The organism is Bacteroides sp. Marseille-P3684 (assembly GCF_900291465.1).
Lineage (GTDB): Bacteria > Bacteroidota > Bacteroidia > Bacteroidales > Bacteroidaceae > Phocaeicola_A.
The window spans coordinates 601,852-622,415 of record NZ_LT985808.1 but is presented as its reverse complement, the minus strand read 5'-3'; the positions used below and the strand labels follow the sequence as shown (position 1 = coordinate 622,415).

The 20,564-nt window shown below is 52.8% G+C and carries 15 protein-coding genes; 5 read left to right on the top strand and 10 right to left on the bottom strand.

What is annotated here, in order from left to right; genetic code table 11:
• Nucleotides 1-8: 8 nt before the first annotated feature.
• Nucleotides 9-1,688, bottom strand: a complete 1,680-nt coding sequence (locus tag C8275_RS02430) for a SulP family inorganic anion transporter (protein WP_106483953.1) — start codon at nucleotides 1,686-1,688, stop codon at nucleotides 9-11.
• Between the two features lie 132 nt (nucleotides 1,689-1,820).
• Between C8275_RS02430 and C8275_RS02425 the strand changes: the two genes are divergently transcribed.
• Nucleotides 1,821-2,387, top strand: coding sequence for an RNA polymerase sigma-70 factor (locus tag C8275_RS02425; RefSeq protein ID WP_234395687.1), 567 nt, complete (start codon nucleotides 1,821-1,823; stop codon nucleotides 2,385-2,387).
• A 146-nt stretch (nucleotides 2,388-2,533) separates the two neighbouring features.
• Here the strand turns inward: C8275_RS02425 and C8275_RS02420 are convergent, their stop codons facing one another.
• On the bottom strand, nucleotides 2,534-4,444 hold the full coding sequence (locus tag C8275_RS02420) for a DEAD/DEAH box helicase (protein WP_106483952.1): 1,911 nt from the start codon (nucleotides 4,442-4,444) through the stop codon (nucleotides 2,534-2,536).
• A 753-nt stretch (nucleotides 4,445-5,197) separates the two neighbouring features.
• On the opposite strand from C8275_RS02420, the gene C8275_RS02415 reads away from it, so the two are divergent.
• From C8275_RS02415 to C8275_RS02400, 4 genes are all read left to right on the top strand, one after another.
• Nucleotides 5,198-6,712: a DUF4992 family lipoprotein gene (locus tag C8275_RS02415; RefSeq protein ID WP_106483951.1), complete on the top strand. Its 1,515-nt coding sequence runs from the start codon at nucleotides 5,198-5,200 to the stop codon at nucleotides 6,710-6,712.
• Nucleotides 6,713-6,816: 104 nt separating this feature from the next.
• Nucleotides 6,817-10,167 carry a TonB-dependent receptor gene (locus C8275_RS02410; RefSeq protein ID WP_106483950.1) on the top strand — a complete coding sequence of 1,117 codons (3,351 nt, stop codon included), beginning with the start codon at nucleotides 6,817-6,819 and terminating at the stop codon, nucleotides 10,165-10,167.
• A gap of 21 nt (nucleotides 10,168-10,188) precedes the next feature.
• Nucleotides 10,189-12,432, top strand: coding sequence for a RagB/SusD family nutrient uptake outer membrane protein (locus tag C8275_RS02405; protein WP_106483949.1), 2,244 nt, complete (start codon nucleotides 10,189-10,191; stop codon nucleotides 12,430-12,432).
• Nucleotides 12,433-12,677: 245 nt separating this feature from the next.
• Nucleotides 12,678-13,313, top strand: coding sequence for a DedA family protein (locus C8275_RS02400; RefSeq protein WP_106483948.1), 636 nt, complete (start codon nucleotides 12,678-12,680; stop codon nucleotides 13,311-13,313).
• Nucleotides 13,314-13,366: 53 nt separating this feature from the next.
• On the opposite strand, the gene C8275_RS02395 is transcribed toward C8275_RS02400, so the two are convergent.
• The 8 genes from C8275_RS02395 to C8275_RS02360 form a co-directional block, all read right to left on the bottom strand.
• Nucleotides 13,367-13,939 carry a hypothetical protein gene (locus C8275_RS02395; protein WP_157948139.1) on the bottom strand — a complete coding sequence of 191 codons (573 nt, stop codon included), beginning with the start codon at nucleotides 13,937-13,939 and terminating at the stop codon, nucleotides 13,367-13,369.
• A complete protein-coding gene (locus C8275_RS02390; protein WP_157948138.1) occupies nucleotides 13,923-14,480 on the bottom strand; it encodes a hypothetical protein in 558 nt (185 codons plus the stop codon). Before C8275_RS02390 ends, C8275_RS02395 begins: the two co-directional genes overlap by 17 nt.
• A 163-nt stretch (nucleotides 14,481-14,643) precedes the next feature.
• Nucleotides 14,644-15,336 carry a hypothetical protein gene (locus tag C8275_RS02385; RefSeq protein ID WP_106483945.1) on the bottom strand — a complete coding sequence of 231 codons (693 nt, stop codon included), beginning with the start codon at nucleotides 15,334-15,336 and terminating at the stop codon, nucleotides 14,644-14,646.
• Between the two features lie 497 nt (nucleotides 15,337-15,833).
• A complete protein-coding gene (locus C8275_RS02380; protein WP_106483944.1) occupies nucleotides 15,834-16,331 on the bottom strand; it encodes a hypothetical protein in 498 nt (165 codons plus the stop codon).
• Nucleotides 16,332-16,499: 168 nt separating this feature from the next.
• Nucleotides 16,500-16,979: a hypothetical protein gene (locus tag C8275_RS02375; protein ID WP_157948137.1), complete on the bottom strand. Its 480-nt coding sequence runs from the start codon at nucleotides 16,977-16,979 to the stop codon at nucleotides 16,500-16,502.
• A 662-nt stretch (nucleotides 16,980-17,641) separates the two neighbouring features.
• On the bottom strand, nucleotides 17,642-18,346 hold the full coding sequence (locus C8275_RS02370; RefSeq protein ID WP_106483942.1) for a hypothetical protein: 705 nt from the start codon (nucleotides 18,344-18,346) through the stop codon (nucleotides 17,642-17,644).
• Between the two features lie 157 nt (nucleotides 18,347-18,503).
• Complete coding sequence (locus tag C8275_RS02365; RefSeq protein ID WP_106483941.1) at nucleotides 18,504-19,205, bottom strand: hypothetical protein; 702 nt, start codon at nucleotides 19,203-19,205, stop codon at nucleotides 18,504-18,506.
• Between the two features lie 103 nt (nucleotides 19,206-19,308).
• Nucleotides 19,309-19,986 carry a hypothetical protein gene (locus C8275_RS02360; RefSeq protein ID WP_106483940.1) on the bottom strand — a complete coding sequence of 226 codons (678 nt, stop codon included), beginning with the start codon at nucleotides 19,984-19,986 and terminating at the stop codon, nucleotides 19,309-19,311.
• Nucleotides 19,987-20,564: the final 578 nt, after the last annotated feature.

The following is a 20,564-nucleotide window of genomic DNA, read 5'->3' as shown; positions in this document are numbered from 1 at the left end:
GATGATGGTTAGGCTTCCTGGAGCAGCTCACGCGCCTTCGCCAGGGCCTCGTTGATGTTGCCGCAGATGTTTTCCTTCCCCAGCAGGTCGTAGAACCCGGCTTTCTCCAGCGTGGCATGCACGCGGGGGTTGACTCCGGAGAGCACGATGGTGATGCCTTCGCGCTGGCTGATGCGGCAGAGGTTCGTCAGGTTATGGATACCCGTGGAATCGATGAAGGGCACCTTGCGCATGCGGATGATGCGCACTTTCGGACGGTCGCCGATGCGTATCATCTCTTCCTCGAACTTGTTGGCGATGCCGAAGAAGTAGGGTCCGTTTATTTCATACACTTCCACGCGGGCAGGGATGACGAGGTGTTCCTCGTGCAGCTCGATGTCCGACTCACTGTTCGGGTCGATGTCGTCGGTCAGTACGGAGATTTGTGTGCTCTCAGCCATACGCCGCATGAAGAGGAGGCACGCCATGAGCAGCCCGACCTCGATGGCGACTGTGAGGTCGAACACCACGGTGAGGAAGAAGGTGACCAGCAGGACGCCGACGTCGGACTTCGGGTTGTTGAGCAGTTCCTTGAACGTGCGCCAGCCGCTCATGTTGTAGGAGACGACGACCAGTACGCCAGCCAGGCACGCCATGGGAATGTACTGCGCCAGCGGCATGAGGAAGAGGAAGATGAGCAGGAGCACCACTGCGTGCACGATGCCGGCCACAGGCGTACGTCCGCCGTTGTTGATGTTCGTCATCGTGCGGGCGATGGCTCCCGTGGCAGGGATACCGCCGAAGATGGGCGAGAACAGGTTGGCGATGCCCTGACCGACCAGTTCCTGGTTGGAGTTATGCTTGTCACCGATGACGCCGTCCGCCACCGTGGCGGAGAGCAGCGACTCGATGGCTCCGAGGATGGCAATGGTGATGGCTGGCGAGATGAGGTCCTTGACGGTCTCCCATGTGAGTACCGGCACATTGGCGTCGGGCAGCTGGGAGTTGATGCTGAAGCGGTCGCCGATGGTTGCCACACTGTCGACCCCGGCATAAGTCTTCAGGAGCCACACCGCCACCGTCATGACCACGATGGCAACGAGCGAACCGGGTATCTTCTTCGAGAAGCGGGGCGTCAGGGCGATGATGACCACGCTGAGCACACTCACAAGTGTCGACCACAGGTCAATGGTATGGAAATGGTGGGCATAGACCACCCACTTGGAGACGAAGTCGCCCGGCACCTCGTCGATGCTCAGCCCGAAGAGGTCCTTCACCTGCGTGGTGAAGATGGTCAGCGCGATACCGCTCGTAAAACCCACCACGATGGGATAAGGGATGTACCGGATGATGGTCCCCAGACGGAACAGCCCCAGCAGGATGAGGAACACGCCCGCCATGAACGTGGCGACCATCAGTCCGCTTTCGCCGTACTGTGCAATGATGCCGTAGACAATGACGATGAACGCTCCCGTCGGTCCGCCAATCTGCACCCGGCTGCCCCCGAAACACGACACGAGGAAACCGGCGACAATAGCGGTGATGATTCCTTTCTCAGGCGACACGCCCGACGCGATACCGAATGCGATAGCAAGCGGCAGAGCCACAATGCCGACAATGACTCCCGCCATGATGTCGGCCGTCAGCGAAGTCTTCGAGTAGCCTTTGAGCGTAGAGAAGAGCTTCGGCTTGAATTCAAATGTTTTCATCTTCTTGATTGATGTTCGGTGTTTGTGCATTTCATTAAAAGAGCGGCAAAATTAGTATTTATTAATAGGTACTGCAACTTTCCTGCAACTTATTGCCCCTATCTTTGGACCTTCAAAAACGAAAGAGAACAGGTGGAAAAGGATTTATCGGCTCAAGGGGAAGCTATCATCCTGACGAACAGCAAGCAATTCCGGCATCTCTACGAGAAGTATTACAGCCAGCTGAAATACTTCGGCATGCACTATGTGCCGGACGAGGAGGTCGTATCCGACGCCTTGCAGGACGTGTGGCTCCGCCTGTGGGAACGCCGGGAGACATTCCGCAACGAGACCGTCTTCAAGACCTACCTGTTCCGCGCCTTCCACAATACCCTCCTCAACCGCATCAAACGTCAGTCTGTCGAACAGGAATTTGTCAACCGCGAGATGCTCTCGGGCGAACCGCTGGAGGACGACATCAGCTCCCGGATGATCGAGGCGGAAGTCTACCAGATGGTCAATGACGCCTTTGAGGAACTGTCCACCCCCTGCCGCCGCGTCTACTCTGCCAGCCTGGAAGGAAAGTCTCAGAAAGAAATCGCCGCCCAGTACGACATCACCATCAACACCGTCAAAAAGCACATCAACAACGCCAACCACTACCTGAGAGACCGCCTCCGCCGCTTCCTCGGACTGCCGGAGAAGGGGGAGGAAACATAAAGACACGAAGACACAGAGTCGCTGTCAAGGGACTGAGTCCCGGTCTATTCCTCTGTGTCTTCGTGTCCTTGTGTTCTACAACGAATCACTCGTCAAACTTCTGACGCCCACCCCTTCCGTTTCTGAAGGAGAACGTACAGAAGCTTTTACCGCTTCTTCCGCCAAGCCCAGCCTTCCTCGCTGAAGTCGGGCTCCTCGTCCTGCCAGGGGCGGTCCTTGTCGAAGAACTGCTTCCAGTCATCCTTCTTCTTGGGGCCGCGTGCCTCGGTATAGCCCCGCTCGGCACGGCTCGGCTTGTCCTTCTTCGCCTTCCTGGAGGCCTCGGGCTTTGCCGACGTCTTTCCCGGACGGTCGTCGCGCCGCTCCGTGCGGCAGTTGCCACGTGATGCCGACGGGCGGTGTGCGTCCTCACTGCCGGCAGCCTCGTCGGCAACCTCGACTACCACCTTGCGACCATCGACCTTCACCTTGTTGAGTGCGCGGACGATGGTCTCCGCCTGACGCTCGTCGACCTCGAAGAAGGAGAAGTTCTTCATCAGGTCGATGCGACCGATGTTCACCTTCTTGCCGCGCACGTTGCGGTTCACCAAGTCGATGATCTGGGCGGCGTAGAAGTTGTCCGTCTTGCCCAGGTTCAGGAAGAGGCGGACGTAGCCTTCCTCGGCACGGCGTGCCGTCCCGCCCTTGCGTTCGCCCCGCGCCTCCTTGCCGTCACGGCCGCGACGTTCCGCCACGGACTCGATTTCAGGTGCGTTGCGGTAGTACTCCAGGAAGCGGTTGAACTCCAGCGAGACCATCCTCTTGATGATGTCCTCCTTCTCCAGCCAGTCCAGCTTGCGGTAGATGTCCGGCAGGAAGTCGGCGATTTCCTCCTCGTTGACTTTCACCTTTTCGATATCGTCGATGACCTTGATGAGCTGTTTCTCGCAGATTTGCTTGCCGGTGGGCATCTCTCCCGCCACAAACTTCTTGTTGATTATCTTCTCGATTTCGCGCATGCGTCCCTTCTCGCGCAGGTTCATGATGGCGATGGACGTACCCGTCTTTCCGGCGCGTCCCGTACGTCCGCTGCGGTGGGTATAGCTCTCGGTGTCGTCGGGCAGTCCGTAGTGGATGACATGCGTCAGGTCGTCCACGTCGAGTCCGCGGGCAGCCACGTCGGTGGCGACGAGCAGCTGCAGGTGACGCTGACGGAACTTCTGCATCACCAGGTCACGCTGCTGTTGCGACAACTCGCCGTGCAGGGAGTCGGCATTGTAGCCGTCCTGGATGAGCTTGTCGGCTATCTCCTGTGTCTCCTTGCGGGTGCGGCAGAAGATGATGCCGTAGATTTGCGGGTAGTAGTCGACGATACGTTTCAGGGCGAGATACTTGTCCTTCGCATGCACCATATAATACAGGTGGTTCACGTTCTTGTTGCCTTCGTTCCGTGTGCCGATGGTGATTTCCTTCGGGTCTCGGAGGTAATTCTTGGCGATACGCGCTATCTCGGGACTCATCGTGGCGGAGAAGAGGAGCGTGTTGCGGTCCTCGGGCACATCCGCCAGGATGGCGTTGATGCTGTCGGTGAACCCCATGTTGAGCATCTCGTCCGCCTCGTCCATCACCACGTCGCGGATGGTGCCGAGCTTCACGGTGCCACGCTCCATGAGGTCCAGCAGACGGCCCGGGGTCGCCACGATGATGTGTACCCCCTTCTTGAGGTTGCGTATCTGGCTCTCTATCGACGAGCCGCCGTAGACGGGCAGCACACGCAGGCCGTCCACGTATTTTGAATAGTCAGTGAGGTCGCCTGCTATCTGGAGGCACAGCTCACGGGTGGGACACAGGACCAGTGCCTGGGGCACGCGGTTCTTAACTTCGATTTTCTGGATCAGCGGCAGTCCGAAGGCAGCCGTCTTTCCCGTTCCAGTTTGGGCTAGAGCTACAACGTCATTCCCGTTTCCCAGCAGATAAGGGATTACTTCTTCTTGGACGGGCATGGGATTCTCATACCCCAGCTCCGTGATGGCTCTCAGTATCTCCTCGGAAACACCTAACTCTTGAAATGTCTTCATCTATGTTCTTTGTTATACGGGCGCAAAGATACGACGATTTCACGCAGCTTCCGGCATGAACGGGACTGTATTTGAAGGCGGAAGACCTGATTTCCGGGAAATGTCCGTCCGGTGATGCGAAAAAACAGGACACACGGACACCCTCCGACGGGTCGGCAAGGGGTGTAAAACGCAGACGCAAGAACAGACACCACACCCTGTTTGTCAGCACGTTAGAGTAAAACTATTTCAGGCCTTCGTACGGACGTGTCCGCAGCTTCGTACGGGCCCGTCCGTAGCGTCGTGCGGACGCGTCCGTACGAGCGTGGCGACGCGTCCGTACGAACGTAGAGACGGAGGCCTGAAAAGAGAGAGGCGATAAATATTTACACGTTGTCATGAATTCAGAAGACACCCACGTCCCCTTCCGCCGGAGGAGCCTTCCGTCCGACAACCCCCAACCTCCACGGACAGAACGGCCTGCGACGGGTGAGCGGCACGTTAAAAGGCGAAGGTGCAACATACGTCCGCCTTTTTGAGATGATTTTACTCCCTACCCACTAGTTTTTTAACATACCTTCGCAGCGTCATACAAACACAAAGAACCTGGGAAGAAAAGCACATTAACAAAGCACAAGAACTGAAAGATAAAGACATGCCCCGTACAAGTCGACAGACATTGTGCCTCCCTGATGTACTTTCACTCCACCGTCTACACGGAACTTGAACTTTAGATAGAATATACTTTTGTTTAACTTTAAAATCCCTAGTAAGATGAAAACCAAACGTATTGGAGGCATTGCGTTCCTGTCAGTGGTTCTTCTCGCCGCCTCGTGTGCACGAGGAGTCGATGACGAGAGCTTCAGTGGCGGCGTGACGAACACGCAGCTGGAATCGCCGACCATCGACGAGGCATCATTCAGCATCCTCACCAACCCCGACGGAACGGAAAGTGTCAAGGTTTCCTGGCCGGTTATCTACGGAGCCGGCGGCTATCTCTGCAACATCGAATGTATTGAGAACCCGGAGGACGAGTCTGTGACTTCGGAAAATCCCCTCACCGTTATTCAGGACAGCATCGTGGACGGCTGCTCCGTGGCCTTCGCCAAGATAGAAGACGCCGTCTACAACATCAGCCTGCAGACATTGGGCAACGACAAGCTCAACAACGCCGGAGCTGCATCGGCTACGGTCTACAAGTACTCCGCCCTCGTGCCGGCAACGACCATCCCCGTGGGCACGGACATTGCCGAATACATCAACGCCAACCTGAAGGACAGCGAGAAGGAACAGGGCTTCGCGCTTGAAGCAGGCGAGACCTACACGCTCAACGGCAAAGTTGACTTCCGCCTGAACCAGATCACCCTGCGCAGCACCGAGAAGGGCGGCACACACCCGCGCGTCATCGTCGGACCGGAAGGAGCGCTCGTGACACAGGCAGGACTGAAGGTGAAGTTCATCGACTTCGACTGTACGAGTGCCACCCAGACGGGTCTCCTCATGCTGAGCGACACGCCTGACGCTTCCATCTCAACCGAGAGCCTGGGTTACAAGGCGAACGGAGCCAACCAGAACGGCTATGTCATCAACAAGCCGGTCATCTTCCAGGAGTGCAACATCAAGAACCTGCCGAACAGCCTCATCTATGGCAACAAGCAGCCGTGGAGCCTCCGCGACTTCCGCATCACCGACTGCCTGATTCAGCTGAACAACGAGGGGTCCAACTCGTTCATCAACCTCTACGGCGGCGGCAACGGACTGGTGAAGGACATGACCATCGAGAACAACACAATCTGGAACCTTGTGAAGAACAGTTCTGCCTACTTCATCCGCTACTCCAACTCCAGCAACGCCCAACCGAAGAAGATTTTCGGCAACAACGACAACTCGTCGACGCACAACATCCGCTACAACACCTTCTGCAAGACATTCTCCAACAAGGACTTCGGAAACAACATGCCGAACACGAACACCGTCGTGCTGAACACGCAGTACAACATCTTCTACGACGTCTTCCGCATCTACCAGTACCTGCAGAACAACTGTGAACGCCACACACCGGGCAACACCATCTGGGGCGTGGACGGCGGAACACCGAACGGCAACGACACCGGCGGCCGTAAGGACAGCGACGGCAACCCGTATGCAACCCTCGAAGACCCTGCCTTTGCCGGAACGTTCCTCCAGGCCATCAACCTCGACGACCAGGAAAAGGGCGGCGTGAACTTCACACCGACGGCTCCTGTCGCCACTCAGAACCAGGCAGGCGACCCGCGCTGGTATAAGTAATCAAACAGGTTGACAGGCGGACGGGGGGAAGCGGACGCCAACGGACTCCCCGCCTCCACAGGCTTGCCAACCCACCCAGTCAAAACAAACTAAGCATTGAATCAATGGAATACAACAAGATATTAAAGGTAGGTCTTGGTGCATTGATGACCGTCGGCACATTTACGTCGGCATTTGCCCAAGCACAAATCACATTCACGGGTACGGTCGTCGACGAGACCGACATCCCCATCATCGGTGCTGCCGTACGCATCGCCGGACAGACCCAGGGCGGCACCATCACCGACCTCGACGGTAAGTTCACCATCAAAGTTCCCCAGGGCGGAGCCGTGGAAATCTCCTACATCGGTTACTCCACCCTGCGCGTCACCGACTTCTCACAGGTGAAAATCGTGATGAAGGAGGACACCCAGCAACTCGACGAAGTGGTTGTCGTGGGTTACGGCGTGCAGAAGAAGGCCCACCTGACGGGTGCCATCTCCACCGTCCCGATGGATGAAATCCAGGACCTCGTGGGCGGCGACCTCGCCAGCTCGCTGAGCGGACTTGTCAACGGTTTGAGCGTGAGCGGCGGCGACGCACGTCCGGGAGCTCCCGCCCGTCTGTCCATCCGTGGCTCGGGCGACGTGAGTGCCCTCGGTTCGACCGCACAGGAACCGTTGTTCGTCATCGACGGCTTCATCTACCCGAACGACGTGAAGGTGGGTAACACCATGCAGAACCTCGGCTCGGAGACGTTCAACAACCTCGACCCGAGCATGATTGAAAGTATCTCCGTCCTCAAGGACGCCGCCGCAGCCGTCTATGGTGCACGTGCTGCCAACGGTGTCGTCCTCGTCACCACGAAGCGTGGCAAGATGGGCGCCCCGCAGATTTCCTACAGCGGCTCGTTCGGTATCACCGACGCCGTCGGCCATGCCAAGATGCTGAACTCCTATGAGTACGGCCGTCTGTGGAACGCCGTGAAGGCTGCCGACCCCCTCAAGACCGACCTCAACCCCCAACTCGACCTCTTCCAGGCCGACGAGCTTGCCGCCATGCGCGGACTCAACTACAACCTGCTCGACAAGTACTGGGAGACCGGCATCACGCAGAAGCACAGTGTGAACCTGAGTGGTGCGTCGGAGAAGGCCAACTACTACGCAGGCATCTCCTACTTCGACCAGGAAGGTAACCTCGGGAAGCTCGACTACGACCGCTGGAACTTCCGCGCCGGTGTCGACCTGCAGATAGCCAAGGGCTTCAAGGCAAGCTTGCAGGTGTCCGGCGACTATGGCAAGAAGACCAACCCGCTCGTGAAAGTCGGCGGAACAGACTCGGAGAATGACTACCGCCGCCTGCTCTACCGTCCGCGTTACATCCCTGAATATGTCAACGGACTGCCCATCGCCGCCTACGGCATCAGCAACGAGAAGAAGGGCGACGACCAGGTCTACCACTTCGACGTGCTCCAGAACAACGGCGACTACAGCAGCTCCATGAGCCAGAACCTGACCATCAACAGCAGCCTCGAGTACGACTTCAGCCACATCGACTTCCTCAAGGGACTGAACGTGCGCTTCTCCTACGCCAAGAGCATCAGCACCAACAAGAACAACCAGTACGGTACGGAGTACAACCTCTATCAGATGTCACGCCGCTCCGGTAGCGGACAGCACCTGTACACTCCCATCGTAGGCCAGGAGGCTGAATACGAAGCGCTGATGGACGAGAACAACTTCATCCTCGCCAACGGCGGAAACTCGGTAGACAACGGCGACATGCTCTCCCGTACGATGGACCGCACCGACAACTACCAGATGAACCTTACCCTCTCCTACTCGCGCGACTTCGGCGACCACCACGTGAGCGCCCTCTTCTCCATCGAAAAGTCGGAGACCGAGAGCGAGTGGATGACCGGACAGGTGACCGACCCGTATGAATTCACCACGGGACAGTCGAACTCCGTGGGTATGGACAGCGATATGACCACCAACTGGACGCGCGCCGAATCAGGAACGTTGTCCTACATCGGGCGCATCAACTACGCCTACAACGACCGCTACCTGTTGGAGTTCCTGCTCCGCTCGGACGCCTCGACCAAGTTTGCCCCCGAGAACTACTGGGGTACCTTCCCGTCGGTATCCGCCGGTTGGGTGATGTCAGAGGAAGGCTGGTTCAAGGACCACGTGAAGTTCATCGACTACCTGAAGCTCCGCGCCTCGTTCGGTCTGACCGGTCGTGACAACACCACGCCGTGGCAGTGGATGCAGACCTACGGCATGGACCTCGACAAGGGTCCGGTCATCGGCACGGGCACAGGCAACAACGCCGGTACACACATCTCACTGAACAAGAACAACTCCGCCGTGAACCGCGACGCCCACTGGGACAAGACCTACAAGGCGAACGTCGGCCTCGACTTCAACGTGCTCGACAACCGCCTCGCCTTCAACATCGACGGCTACTATGAGTGGAACCGCGAGATGCTGACGAAGTACTCGGCTTCCGTCCCCGGTACCGTCGGTACGCATTCGGCGAAGGTGAACTACGGTAAGCTGGACAGCTACGGTGTCGAGGTGGGCATCACCTGGCGCGACAACATCGGCAAGGATTTCAAATACAAAATCGGCTTGAACACGGGCTACACCGACAACAAGGTGCTCCTCATGGACTGGGCGACCGACTACCTCTTCCGCAGCATTCAGGAAGGCGACCGCACCGACCAGGGTACGTGGGGTATGCAGTGTCTGGGCATGTTCCGCAGCTTCCAGGAGATTGACGAATACTTCGCCAAGTACAACATCACCTCCTACATGGGTATGTCCAAGGACGAAGTCCGTCCGGGTATGCTCATCTACAAGGACGTCCGCGGACCTTTGCAGGAGGACGGCACCTACGCCGGTCCTGACGGCATCGTCGACAAGGACAACGACCAAGTGGAACTCTCCCACCGCGGCAACCCCTACGGCGTGACCGCCAACCTGAGCGCCGACTGGAAAGGCTTCTCCATCAGCGCACAGCTCGGTGCCAGCTGGGGCGGCTACAGCATCGTCCCCACTTCCGCCCTCAAGGCTGAAGGCGACCTGGAATACTCCAACATGCCGTCGTTCTGGAACGTGGACAACATGTACTCCTATCAGGATGTCTACGACGCTTCGGGCAACCTCGTCGTGGCAGAGAACCGCGATGCCAAGTATCCGAACCTCGCCTACTCCAGCGTGAACAGCGTGGCTTCGACCTTCTGGCGCATCAGCAGCACACGCATCAGCCTCAACCGCCTGACACTCGCCTACGCACTGCCGTCGAGCGTCACCAAGATGCTCGGCATCCAGAGCTGCCGCTTCAACGTGACGGGACAGAATCTGTTGAGCCTCTACAACCCCTATCCTGACAACTTCATGGACCCGATGAGCAGCTTCGACAGCTATCCCTCGCTGCGCAAGTTCACCGTGGGTATCAACATCTCATTCTAAAAACACATTAACCGAACGACAATGAAAAGAACAACGATAAAACTATTTGCCCTTGCCCTGACCGCCTCTGCCGCCCTCACAGCGTGCAGCGACCAGTTCCTTCAGGACAAGAAGAACTACGACCAGGTGAGCGAGGACGTCTACAACTACGTCAGCGGAGCCACCGGACGTGTGAGCGACATCTACTGGTTCTGCCAGCCGACACTGGACGGTCCCAACTGGAAGTATCCCTCCAGCGGCTCTGCCGACCTGCTCTCGAAGTGTACGGAGGAGTACAGCGGCTTCGACAAGTTCAACGACCCGCAAAACGAGCTGACCTACCTCAGCGGTGCGAACACCGTGCCCGACTACTTCCAGAACCAGTCGAACAACATCCGCGAGTCCGTTTGGGGACGCATCCGCAACTGTAACGACGTCATCCGCGGACTGACGAACGGCAACATCCCCCAGGAGGACAAGGACCAGCTCCTCGGGCAAGTCTACTTCTGGCGTGCATGGTGCTACTACAACCTCGTGAAGTGGTACGGCGGTGTGCCCATCATCACCGAGGTGCAGGACCCCGTGGCTGACTCACAGACGCCGCGTTCGTCGACAAAGGCAACCATCGACTTCATCGTCTCCGACCTCGACCTGGCAGCCGAACTGCTGACGCCCGCCACAGCCAACGGCGGATGGGAAGACTCCAACTACGGACGTGTGACCACCGGTACGGCACTCGCGCTGAAGGGACGTCTGCTCCTGCTCTGGGCAAGCCCGCTCTTCAACCGTGCCAACGACCAGCAACGCTGGCAGGACGCCTACACCTTCATGAAGGAGGCACTGCCCGTCATCGAAGGCTGCGGCTACGGCTATGAGGAGACAACCTACGAGACCAATGCAGCCAACTGGGCACGCATCTTCAGCCCGGCAGGCAACAAGCGGAGCAAGGAAGCCGTCCTCGTGACGCTCTACAACACCATCACCCCCGGCGGCGTGCCCGACCATGCACGCAACAATGCCTGGGAGAGCGGCATCCGTCCGTCAAACGCACAAGGTGGAGGCGGCAAGACCCCGTCGGAAATGATTATCAGCATGTTCCCCATGGCGGACGGCAAGCGTCCGAGCAGCAGCACCTACAGCAAGCTCAGTCCGTCGGTCTATGCCTACGAACAGAACGCACCGTTCATGAACCGCGACCCGCGCTTCTACCGCACCTTCGCCTTCCCGGGCGTACGCTGGGCCTTCGCCAACGACCCGCGTAACGACGACAACATGTACCCCTACAACGGTCCGGACTACGTGCTGTGGAACTACGTATGGTACGCTTCCGCTGAAGACCGCGACAACGTGGAGTCGGGCACAAACTTCGGTCCCGACGGCCTGATGGGCAATGCCAAGGGCATCTACGTGCGCAAGCGTTCGGATGACTACGACGTCAACAACAGCCCGCTCTATGAGTGGAGCGACGACCGCCACTTCGGCCGTTCGGCAGCTCCGTGGATGGAACTGCGCTACACCGAGGTGAAGCTCAACCTGGCTGAAGCTGCCTGCGGTGCAGGACACATGGACGAGGCCGTGGAAATCCTGAAGGAAATCCGCCGCCGTGTGGGCTACACGGGCGACTGCGGACTGGACGCTACGCTGAGCAGCGACCAGGCTGCCTGTATGTCGGCTGTGCTCTATGAGCGCCAGATCGAGCTTGCCTTCGAGGGCAAACGTTTCGACGACATGCGTCGCTGGATGCTGTTCGACGGCGGTACGGGTACCGTGGATGGTGCTCCGTCAACCTGGAAGCTCACCGGATGGAACGGCAACACCTGCACCTGGCTGGGCTATCGCGCCATGAACGGCCAACGTCGTGAGAACATGGAGTTCCGCGTCAGCAACGACTACAACGACGGCTTGGGCGGACGTGACTATCCGAACGGCGACAGCTACGTGGGCGACAACAACCCCGACCCGCTCTGCGGCATTGCTTATGGTACAGACGGAACAGTGAGCTCGGGCGAACGTGCCGCAGCCGTGATGGACTTGCGCCAACCGGTTGCCGACCAGCAGGAGGCGCTGAAGGCTTTCTATACGAAATACCTGACGTATAAGAAGAAGAAGGGCGACTCATACGACTCGAACCACAGCGAGCTTTACTTCCAATACCAACCGAACTACTACTTCCTGGGCTTGACACAGAGTGCCATGAGCCAGAACCCCGCTGTGGAACAGACCATCGGTTGGGGAGACCACAATCATGGTGGTGACGACGGAACATTCGACCCGCTGGCTGAATGACCTTCTTGACCGTCAACGGGCTTCGGCCCGACCACGATAAACACAAGAGGAATCTTGTGCTTTGTTAAAACAAAAGTTTATAATAGAATAGACCTGTCTGTGAAGATGGGTCTATTTTTTTGTGCGTGCGGGCAGAGGCGGCGGCTTCTCCTCCCTCTCCCCCTTGCAGATATTCCGCTGAAATGCGTATCTTTGTCCCCGGAAGCTCCCCGGAGCCCGTACACACAAACACATCACACAACCCTATGGAATTTATCATCGACTTCCTCCTCCACATCGACCAGCACATGGTCGAGATGGTGCGCGACTACCATGAGTGGACCTACGCCATCCTGTTCCTCATCATCTTCTGCGAGACCGGACTCGTGGTCACCCCTTTCCTCCCGGGAGACTCCCTCCTCTTCGTCGGCGGAGCCATTGCCGCCCAGCCTAACATGCCGCTGAGCGTGCACCTGCTGGCACTCGTGCTCTTTGCCGCCGCCGTGCTGGGCGACTCGTGCAACTACGCCATCGGGCACTTCTTCGGCAAGAAGCTCTTCAGCAACCCGGACTCCAAAATCTTCAAGCAGAGCTATCTCGACAAGACACATGAGTTCTATAAGAAGTATGGTGGAAAGACCATCATCCTCGCCCGCTTCGTCCCCATTGTCCGCACCTTTGCTCCTTTCGTGGCAGGCATGGGACGGATGCACTACACCTACTTCATGCTCTACAACCTCACGGGAGGCCTTCTCTGGGTCGCCTCGTTCCTCTATGCGGGCTATCTCTTCGGCAACCAGCCGTTCATCCAGGAGAACCTGAAGCTGGTCATCGTCGCCATCATCATCATCTCCCTCATCCCCGGCATTGTGGAGTATCTGCGTGCCCGACGGAAGGGGTAAGCCCCGGTTTGCTGTTGCCAAAAGGAACGGTCTTTACGATGGAAAGCTGATACTCAATAAATGATGCCCCTATGATGTAGGTCGTCATAACGTTTGATGCTGTCCATCATGATGTAGGTGTTCAGTTCGTCTGCAGAAATGAATCCTGGTGTAGGTACAAAGGGAGAACGCAGACGGGCATCCGCCTCACGGACTTGCAGCACATTCCTCCAATCATGCTTGATCAGCCAGAAGTGTCCCTTCCGTATGAGCTGTTCATCGACGTGGACGGGAGGCAGACTGTCATGCCGGACACAGACGTCCTCCAATCCCGAATACACACTGACGACCGTTCCGTCGAAGGTGGATGCCTTTATGCATGCAGGAACGGTTGACAAGGGAGATTCACCACTGTAGAGCAGAGCAAAGAATACCCGTGCGCCACAGACCTTGTTGATGTGCAGTTCCGTATAAGTGGCAGGATAGCGTGCCGTGAATGAGTCTACAACCGCCTCTATCGACGGGTGGAAGGACTGCTGGAACGTGTATATCGGTTGAGGCTCCTTTTCGGGGACAGGTCTGCACGAGACGGTTATCGCCAGCAGCAGGAGCAGGCATGTTTTCAGAAGGTCAGTCAGTCGTTTCATCATCGTCAGGTTGCCATACGTTCATACGATGTTCAGTAAAGGGATAGATATCTGCCTCTCTCCAGTCCCGGAAGAAGTGTAGACTGTCGTCATAGACATAGATGAGACAGAAGGCTTCCCTGCGTGCCGTTGGGTAGTAGTCGCCTTTTTCAGGCAGTAGAGAGTCTGCACGGGGGACGAGGAACATTTCCGCTCCGCTGTAGACGTTAACAGACATATTTCCGCTTTTGTATACAGTCAGCGGATGCAGTTCATAGCATGCGCGTTCTTCTTCCATCCGCATTGTGACCGTCCCTTGCAGTGCCAGTTGCAAGGTATCTTCGTCAATCTTGTTGATGAAGATGTCATAGTTCAGGTTAGGATGTTGTGCGACGAAAGAGTCGATGAGTTGTGCCAGCCAGGGTGCAAAGCTGTAGGTGGAATCGGACATGGCATACCCCTGCGCCCTCGTCAGGAGGGGACTGTCGGATGGCATCCGGTGGCATGCGGACGTACCAAACAACAGAAGGCACAGGCTGCAGAAGATGTGAAATGTTTTCATTCGGTCAAATTTAGACGATTGTATGTGAACAACAAAGCTTTTCGGGAATCTTTTTGAGAAGGCAACTGTATACAACCCGAATGTAGGGGCGAGCGGTCTGCTCGCCCGGTCCAATGCAACGTCCAATACACCGTCCAATGTGTGCAGTACAACCTTTCTATCGTTAGGGTATTGTGGGAAGATCCATCATGTCGGCTCTAGATAGATTAACCTCATATCCCCAGAATGCTCGTTGCACGTTACCATCTCTGATGAAGTAGACAACCCGCACAAGTGGATATGGTTCTCGTATAAATACCCATGAACACGAACTGATTTCTGCATAATGCAAGTCTGATACCATGAATCTTAGTTTGGGAAGAACGCCTCCGGAACTTATGAGTATTCCATACCGTAATGTATCAGCCTCACCATAGCTTACCATTCTATTATCTTTATATTTTTCCAAGACTTGTTCTTTGGTCATACCGTGGATATGCATTCCCGGATATAATATATAGTCTGGATCATATTTATAGTCTTCCCATTCTTTATATTGTTTGTATCCTTTTAACTTAGCCATTGGGTTGGATTCCAATACAATATAGGGCTCATCCAATGTATATTTTCTGTAGTCAAAGTCAGTATAGTCTTCAAATTTACGGATTTCCAGTTCTTCCTGTTCTTTCGGATTCAACTTTTCCCATCTTGCTCTTGTGGCAGAATCCGGTTTGTACACAAATGGTGGGTACAGTTGCTTCTGTCTGGACGGTTGTTCTTCAGGAACTGTCTTTTGAAAGAGCCGGCTTATCCCTATTCCTCCTGCGAGAAGGAGAAGTACGGTAGCAATGGCGAGGAAAATCGTTCTTTTTTTCATGGTTATCTTGTTTTCACCGGTTGGCTTTTATTTCTTCGCTCCTCAAATTTAGACGATTGTATGTGAACGACAAAGCTTTTCGGGAATCTTTTTGGGAAGGCAGCTGTATGCAACCTGAATGTAGGGGCGAGCGGTCTGCTCGCCCGGTCCAATACAACGTCCAATACACCGTCCAATAAATGTTCAACAACCGTTCAAACGCCTTTCGTACGGTTAATTGTTCGTCATTATGCGTGGATGTAGAGAAACAATTGGGATTGGACCATGATTGGACCGGGCGAGCAGACCGCTCGCCCCTACATTTTTGATTGGAGGAAATGACAACAGATGTTGAAGGAATCTGATACTCAACGAACGATGCCCCTTGGAGGTGGTCAGTTCGTTTGAACAACAAAGCTTTTCGGGAATCTTTTTGGGAAGGCAGCTTAAAGAAGAAAGGTTGCACTGCGACATGGTGTGCAGTACAATCTTTCTATACAGAAGCTTTGTCAGTGACATTATGACTGCTTCAAGATTTTTGCTATTTGCGTAATAACGTCTATGGGAATAGCTTCTCTTGAGGAAAAAGTCTGTTCATCAATGCAAAAAGCTATCATTTCACTACCAGAAGTGTTTTTCTCATCCTCTATGCCATGAACCGCTACTGATTGGAATCTGAAAGTGCGTACATTGTCCTTGAGGAATTTATAGTCATAATAGGTGGAAAATGTATTCTGTTTGATTATGAATACTTCACTGCCGTAGGCATTCCACAGATACATTCTTAGCAGATACCCACCAGTCAGTAGGGCAATGACACATGTTATGACAAAACCTAAGGGAACTCCCCTATCTTCAGCCACGATAAATGGAAAAATGATTATTGGAATCATTAATATGACTACTCCTATAACCAAAGGGATATAGATAAGTTTGGAGTTTGGTTGTTCATAAATCGTAAGTCGAAGTCCGTCCAAAGACTCCAGTTTGTAGTTTGGTCCATTCTTTGTTTCCATATCGTTCATTTATATCAGGGGATAATCAATGGGATATATCGTCCTATTGTTCATGGTTATCTTGTTTTAACCGTTTGGCTTAAATAAGGGGAGGGAGATAAGCGTATCTCCATCAGGAGGTGGCTTATCTTCCCCTTTCTACTATTATAACTATATTTCACAGACGCTTCATCTACCCGGATATTCTATTTTCAGATAGGGAAGCGGTATAAAATCATAATTGAACGTATCCTCATAATATTTTGCCTGATAAGGTTTTCCGTAATATAGTCGGACGCCATCGGCATTGACAACAGTGTCTTGAGGAAAGCTGATGTTATACAACTCGTGCATGTAAGTCAGGTGGAAAAGATTATGAAACCAATAGAAACCGGAATGCTGGCGCAACAAATAGGTCAGCTGGTCATTCTCTTTGCCCTCCTGCCCGTTCAGTGTGAAGTCTTCCAGATAAGTCCCATGATAGTCTATGATGTCCACGGTATGATTCCGGTAGTAGAACCGCGCTGTCATCCTGACGTCCTCATACGGGTACGGTCCCGGGGAGTTAGTCTTCACAGTCTGTATGGCTGCTGAAAGCTCATCCAGAACATGTGGAGTGGTGATAAGAGTATCGATAACCTCCGGTATTCTGTTTTCCGGAAGCCTCATATCCACCGTTTCGTTTCCTTTCGGATGGTCAGGAAGGATGGGAAGGAATGAATCTACCGGTTTGTTAATCAGTTCTTCACGCGTAAGAGATGTGAGCCCCATTATGAAACAAGTATAATACTTTACCCGTACAGAGTCAAGCTTCTTTCGTATCTTGTCTGGATGAGAGCTTTGTGTCATGTCATCCTTGGTGGGACGGGCAATGGATGTGGATGCTGGTTTACTGCATCCTTCCGTCAATAATACTGTCGTTAAGAACAGGTTTAATAAAGTTCGTATCATGATTAAAAGTGTCAGAAGTGATACTCAACGAACGATGCCCCTATGAGAGGCGTTCAGTTCGTCTGAAGAAGATGTGAAATGTTCTCATTCGGTCAAATTTAGACGATTGTATGTGAACGACAAAGCTTTTCGGGAATCTTTTTGGAGAAGGCAGCTGTATACAACCTGAATGTAGGGGCGAGCGGTCTGCTCGCCCGGTCCAATACACCGTCCAATAAATGTTCAACAACCGTTTAAACGCCTTTCGTACGGTTAATTGTTCATCATTATACGTGGATGTGGGGAAACAATTGGGATTGGACCATGATTGGACCGGGCGAGCAGACCGCTCGCCCCTACATTTTGATTGGATGAAATAACAACAGGTAACTCTATTCATCTTAATCTGGACCAATATCATACAGAAATTCAGGATAATCAATAATACATCCGCCTTGTTTCACTTGATACCCCCAGAATGATCGCAGTACCCCATTGTCATTCAAGAACAATAGCGTCCTTTCTAGGTTCGGCTCTACATGCCAGACATAGGTGTGTACCTCAGCATAATGGATCTTTGACAGCATATAGTTTACTTCTTGATCTCCATATCCTTCGTTTATGGAACACCCAAAGCGAAACGTATCGACTTCATGTGTGACAAGTTTATGCTTGGCATATTTTTGTATTAAGTCCTCCAATGTTTCCCCGTGTGTGTCCAGTCCGTCACTTAAAACATAGGTTTCCCAATATTTATGCGGTTGATCGTAGCTTTCATAGTAGTTGAGCCTACGGAGCTTGCTGTAAGGGTCCTTATCGAGGCGGATAATGGGTTCACGCATTTTCTTCGTATACTCATCCTCATAGAGTCTTAGCAAATAGGAATGGTACTTGCAATGTTCCAGTCTATTTAAGAGATCTTGCTTTATGGGGTGCAACTTTGAGCGTTTCCACTTTTCTTTCCAAGTCAGTTCTTTCGGTGGAGGTGGATATTCTCCTCCCCACGTAATCTTGTCCTCTTGACTGGGTGCAAGGGAAAAGACTGAAAGCAGCAGGATCGTTGTGCCTGCTGTCAGCATGATACTTAGCTTGTTACCTTTTTTCATAGTTATCGTTTAGCACGAGGCTGTGGTTTTACCTTCGCTCCTCAAATTTAGACGATTGTATGTGAACGACAAAGCTTTTCGGGGATCTTTTTTGGGAAGGCAGCTTAAAGAAGAAAGGTTGCACTGCGACATGGTGTGCAATACAACCTTTCTTTTTCTAAGGTATCTTGGAATTATCTATTGCGCATTTTAATGGGTTAATCTCATATCCCCAGAATGCTCGTTGCACATCGCCATCTCTAATGAAGTAGACATACCGTATGATAGGATATCGATAGCCTTGCAATCTAAAACGCCATGAACAAAAACTGATTTCTGCATAATGTAGGTCTGAGACCATGAATCCTATTTTGGGAAGATAACTTCCGGGGCTTATATGTATTCCATATCGGAATGTGTCAGCCTTGTAGCTTGTCACTTGATTGTCTTTGTATTTTTCCAAGACCTGTTCTTTGGTCATGCCGTGAATGTGCATTCCCGGATACAAAATACTGTCAGGTGGATATTTATAGTCTTCAGAATCTTTATACCTCGTATGCCCTTTTAGTTTAGCCATAGGATTGGGATCCAGCGCGATATTGGGCTCATCCAATGTGAATCTATCTGAATGCTCAGAATAGTAATATTTATAGTATTCAAATGCATAAAATTCCAATTCCTCTTGTTCTCTAGGGTCCAACTTTTCCCATCTTGCTCTTTCGACAGAATCCGGTTTGTATACAAACGGTGGATACAGTTGCTTTCGTTTGGGTGGTTGTTCTCTAGGAATTATCTTTTGGCAAGGTCGGTTTATTCCTATTCCTCCTGCAAGAAGGAGAAGTACGACAGCAATGGCGAGGAAAATCATTCTGTTTTTCATGGGGCTCTTGTTTTTACCGTTGATTCAATTAGTGAGGAAGAGCATCAACATTGACAGCAGTGTCTTGAGGAAAGCTGCTTTTCTATTTCTAGGATGGCAGGGATTAATCTAACGTATATTTTGATAGATTAATTTCATATCCAAAGCATGCTCGTTGCACATTACCATCTCTAATGAAGTAGACAACCCGCGTAATTGGGTATCCTTGCCGTCTAAAATACCAAAAACAACGACTGATTTCTGCATAATACAAGTCTGATACCATGAATGCTATGAAGGGAAAATAGAGTTGATGCTCTATATGTATTCCATATCGGAATGTATCTGCCTCACCATAGCTTACCATTCTATTATCTTTATATTTTTCCAAAACCTGTTCTTTGGTCATACCGTGAATGTGCATTCCCGGATACCATATATAGTCAAATGGATATTTATAATCTTCGTCTGCTTTATACTCTTCGTATCCTTTTAACTTAGCCATTGGGTTAGGTTCCAACACGATATTAGGCTCATCCAATGTGAATTTCCTGGAATCAAAGTCGGACATATAGTCTTCAAATTTACGGAATTCCAGCTCTTTCTGTTCCGACGGATTCAACTTTTCCCATCTTGCTCTTGTGGCAGAATCCGGTTTGTACACAAATGGTGGGTACAGTTGCTTCTGTCTGGGCGGTTGTTCTGCAGGAACCGTCTTTTGACAGAGCTTGTTTATTCCTATTCCTCCTGCGAGAAGGAGAAGTACGGTAGCAATGGCGAGGAAAATCGTTCTTTTTTTCATGGTTATCTTGTTTTAACCGTTTGGCTTTTATTTCTTCGCTCCTCAAATTTAGACGATTGTATGTGAACAACAAAGCTTTTCGGGAATCTTTTTGGAGAAGGCAGCTGTATGCAACCTGAATGTAGGGGCGAGCGGTCTGCTCGCCCGGTTCAATGCAACGTCCAATACACCGTCCAATAAATGTTCAACAACCGTTCAAACGCCTTTCGTACGGTTAATTGTTCATTATTATGCGTGGATGTGGGGAAACAATTGGGATTGGACCATGATTGGACCGGGCGAGCAGACCGCTCGCCCCTACATTTTTGATTGGATGAAATGACAACAGATGTTGAAGGAATCTGATACTCAACGAACGATGCCCCTATGATGGAGGTGGCCAGTTCGTTTGAACGACAAAGCTTTTCGGGAATCTTTTTGAGAAGGCAGCTTAAAGAAGAAAGGTTGCACTGCGTTAGGATTTGCAGTACAACCTTTCTATCGTTAGGGTATTGTGGGAAGATCCATCATGTCGGCTCTAGATAGATTAACCTCATATCCCCAGAATGCTCGTTGCACGTTACCATCTCTGATGAAGT

Bases quoted from the DNA above. Each gene is read 5' to 3' on its own strand.
- C8275_RS02430 (WP_106483953.1), bottom strand. From the start codon at position 1,688: ATGAAAACATTTGAATTCAAGCCGAAGCTCTTCTCTACGCTCAAAGGC.
- C8275_RS02420 (WP_106483952.1), bottom strand. From the start codon at position 4,444: ATGAAGACATTTCAAGAGTTAGGTGTTTCCGAGGAGATACTGAGAGCC.
- C8275_RS02415 (WP_106483951.1), top strand. From the start codon at position 5,198: ATGAAAACCAAACGTATTGGAGGCATTGCGTTCCTGTCAGTGGTTCTT.
- C8275_RS02410 (WP_106483950.1), top strand. From the start codon at position 6,817: ATGGAATACAACAAGATATTAAAGGTAGGTCTTGGTGCATTGATGACC.
- C8275_RS02405 (WP_106483949.1), top strand. From the start codon at position 10,189: ATGAAAAGAACAACGATAAAACTATTTGCCCTTGCCCTGACCGCCTCT.
- C8275_RS02400 (WP_106483948.1), top strand. From the start codon at position 12,678: ATGGAATTTATCATCGACTTCCTCCTCCACATCGACCAGCACATGGTC.
- C8275_RS02395 (WP_157948139.1), bottom strand. From the start codon at position 13,939: ATGAAACGACTGACTGACCTTCTGAAAACATGCCTGCTCCTGCTGCTG.
- C8275_RS02390 (WP_157948138.1), bottom strand. From the start codon at position 14,480: ATGAAAACATTTCACATCTTCTGCAGCCTGTGCCTTCTGTTGTTTGGT.
- C8275_RS02385 (WP_106483945.1), bottom strand. From the start codon at position 15,336: ATGAAAAAAAGAACGATTTTCCTCGCCATTGCTACCGTACTTCTCCTT.
- C8275_RS02380 (WP_106483944.1), bottom strand. From the start codon at position 16,331: ATGGAAACAAAGAATGGACCAAACTACAAACTGGAGTCTTTGGACGGA.
- C8275_RS02375 (WP_157948137.1), bottom strand. From the start codon at position 16,979: ATGAGGCTTCCGGAAAACAGAATACCGGAGGTTATCGATACTCTTATC.
- C8275_RS02370 (WP_106483942.1), bottom strand. From the start codon at position 18,346: ATGAAAAAAGGTAACAAGCTAAGTATCATGCTGACAGCAGGCACAACG.
- C8275_RS02365 (WP_106483941.1), bottom strand. From the start codon at position 19,205: ATGAAAAACAGAATGATTTTCCTCGCCATTGCTGTCGTACTTCTCCTT.
- C8275_RS02360 (WP_106483940.1), bottom strand. From the start codon at position 19,986: ATGAAAAAAAGAACGATTTTCCTCGCCATTGCTACCGTACTTCTCCTT.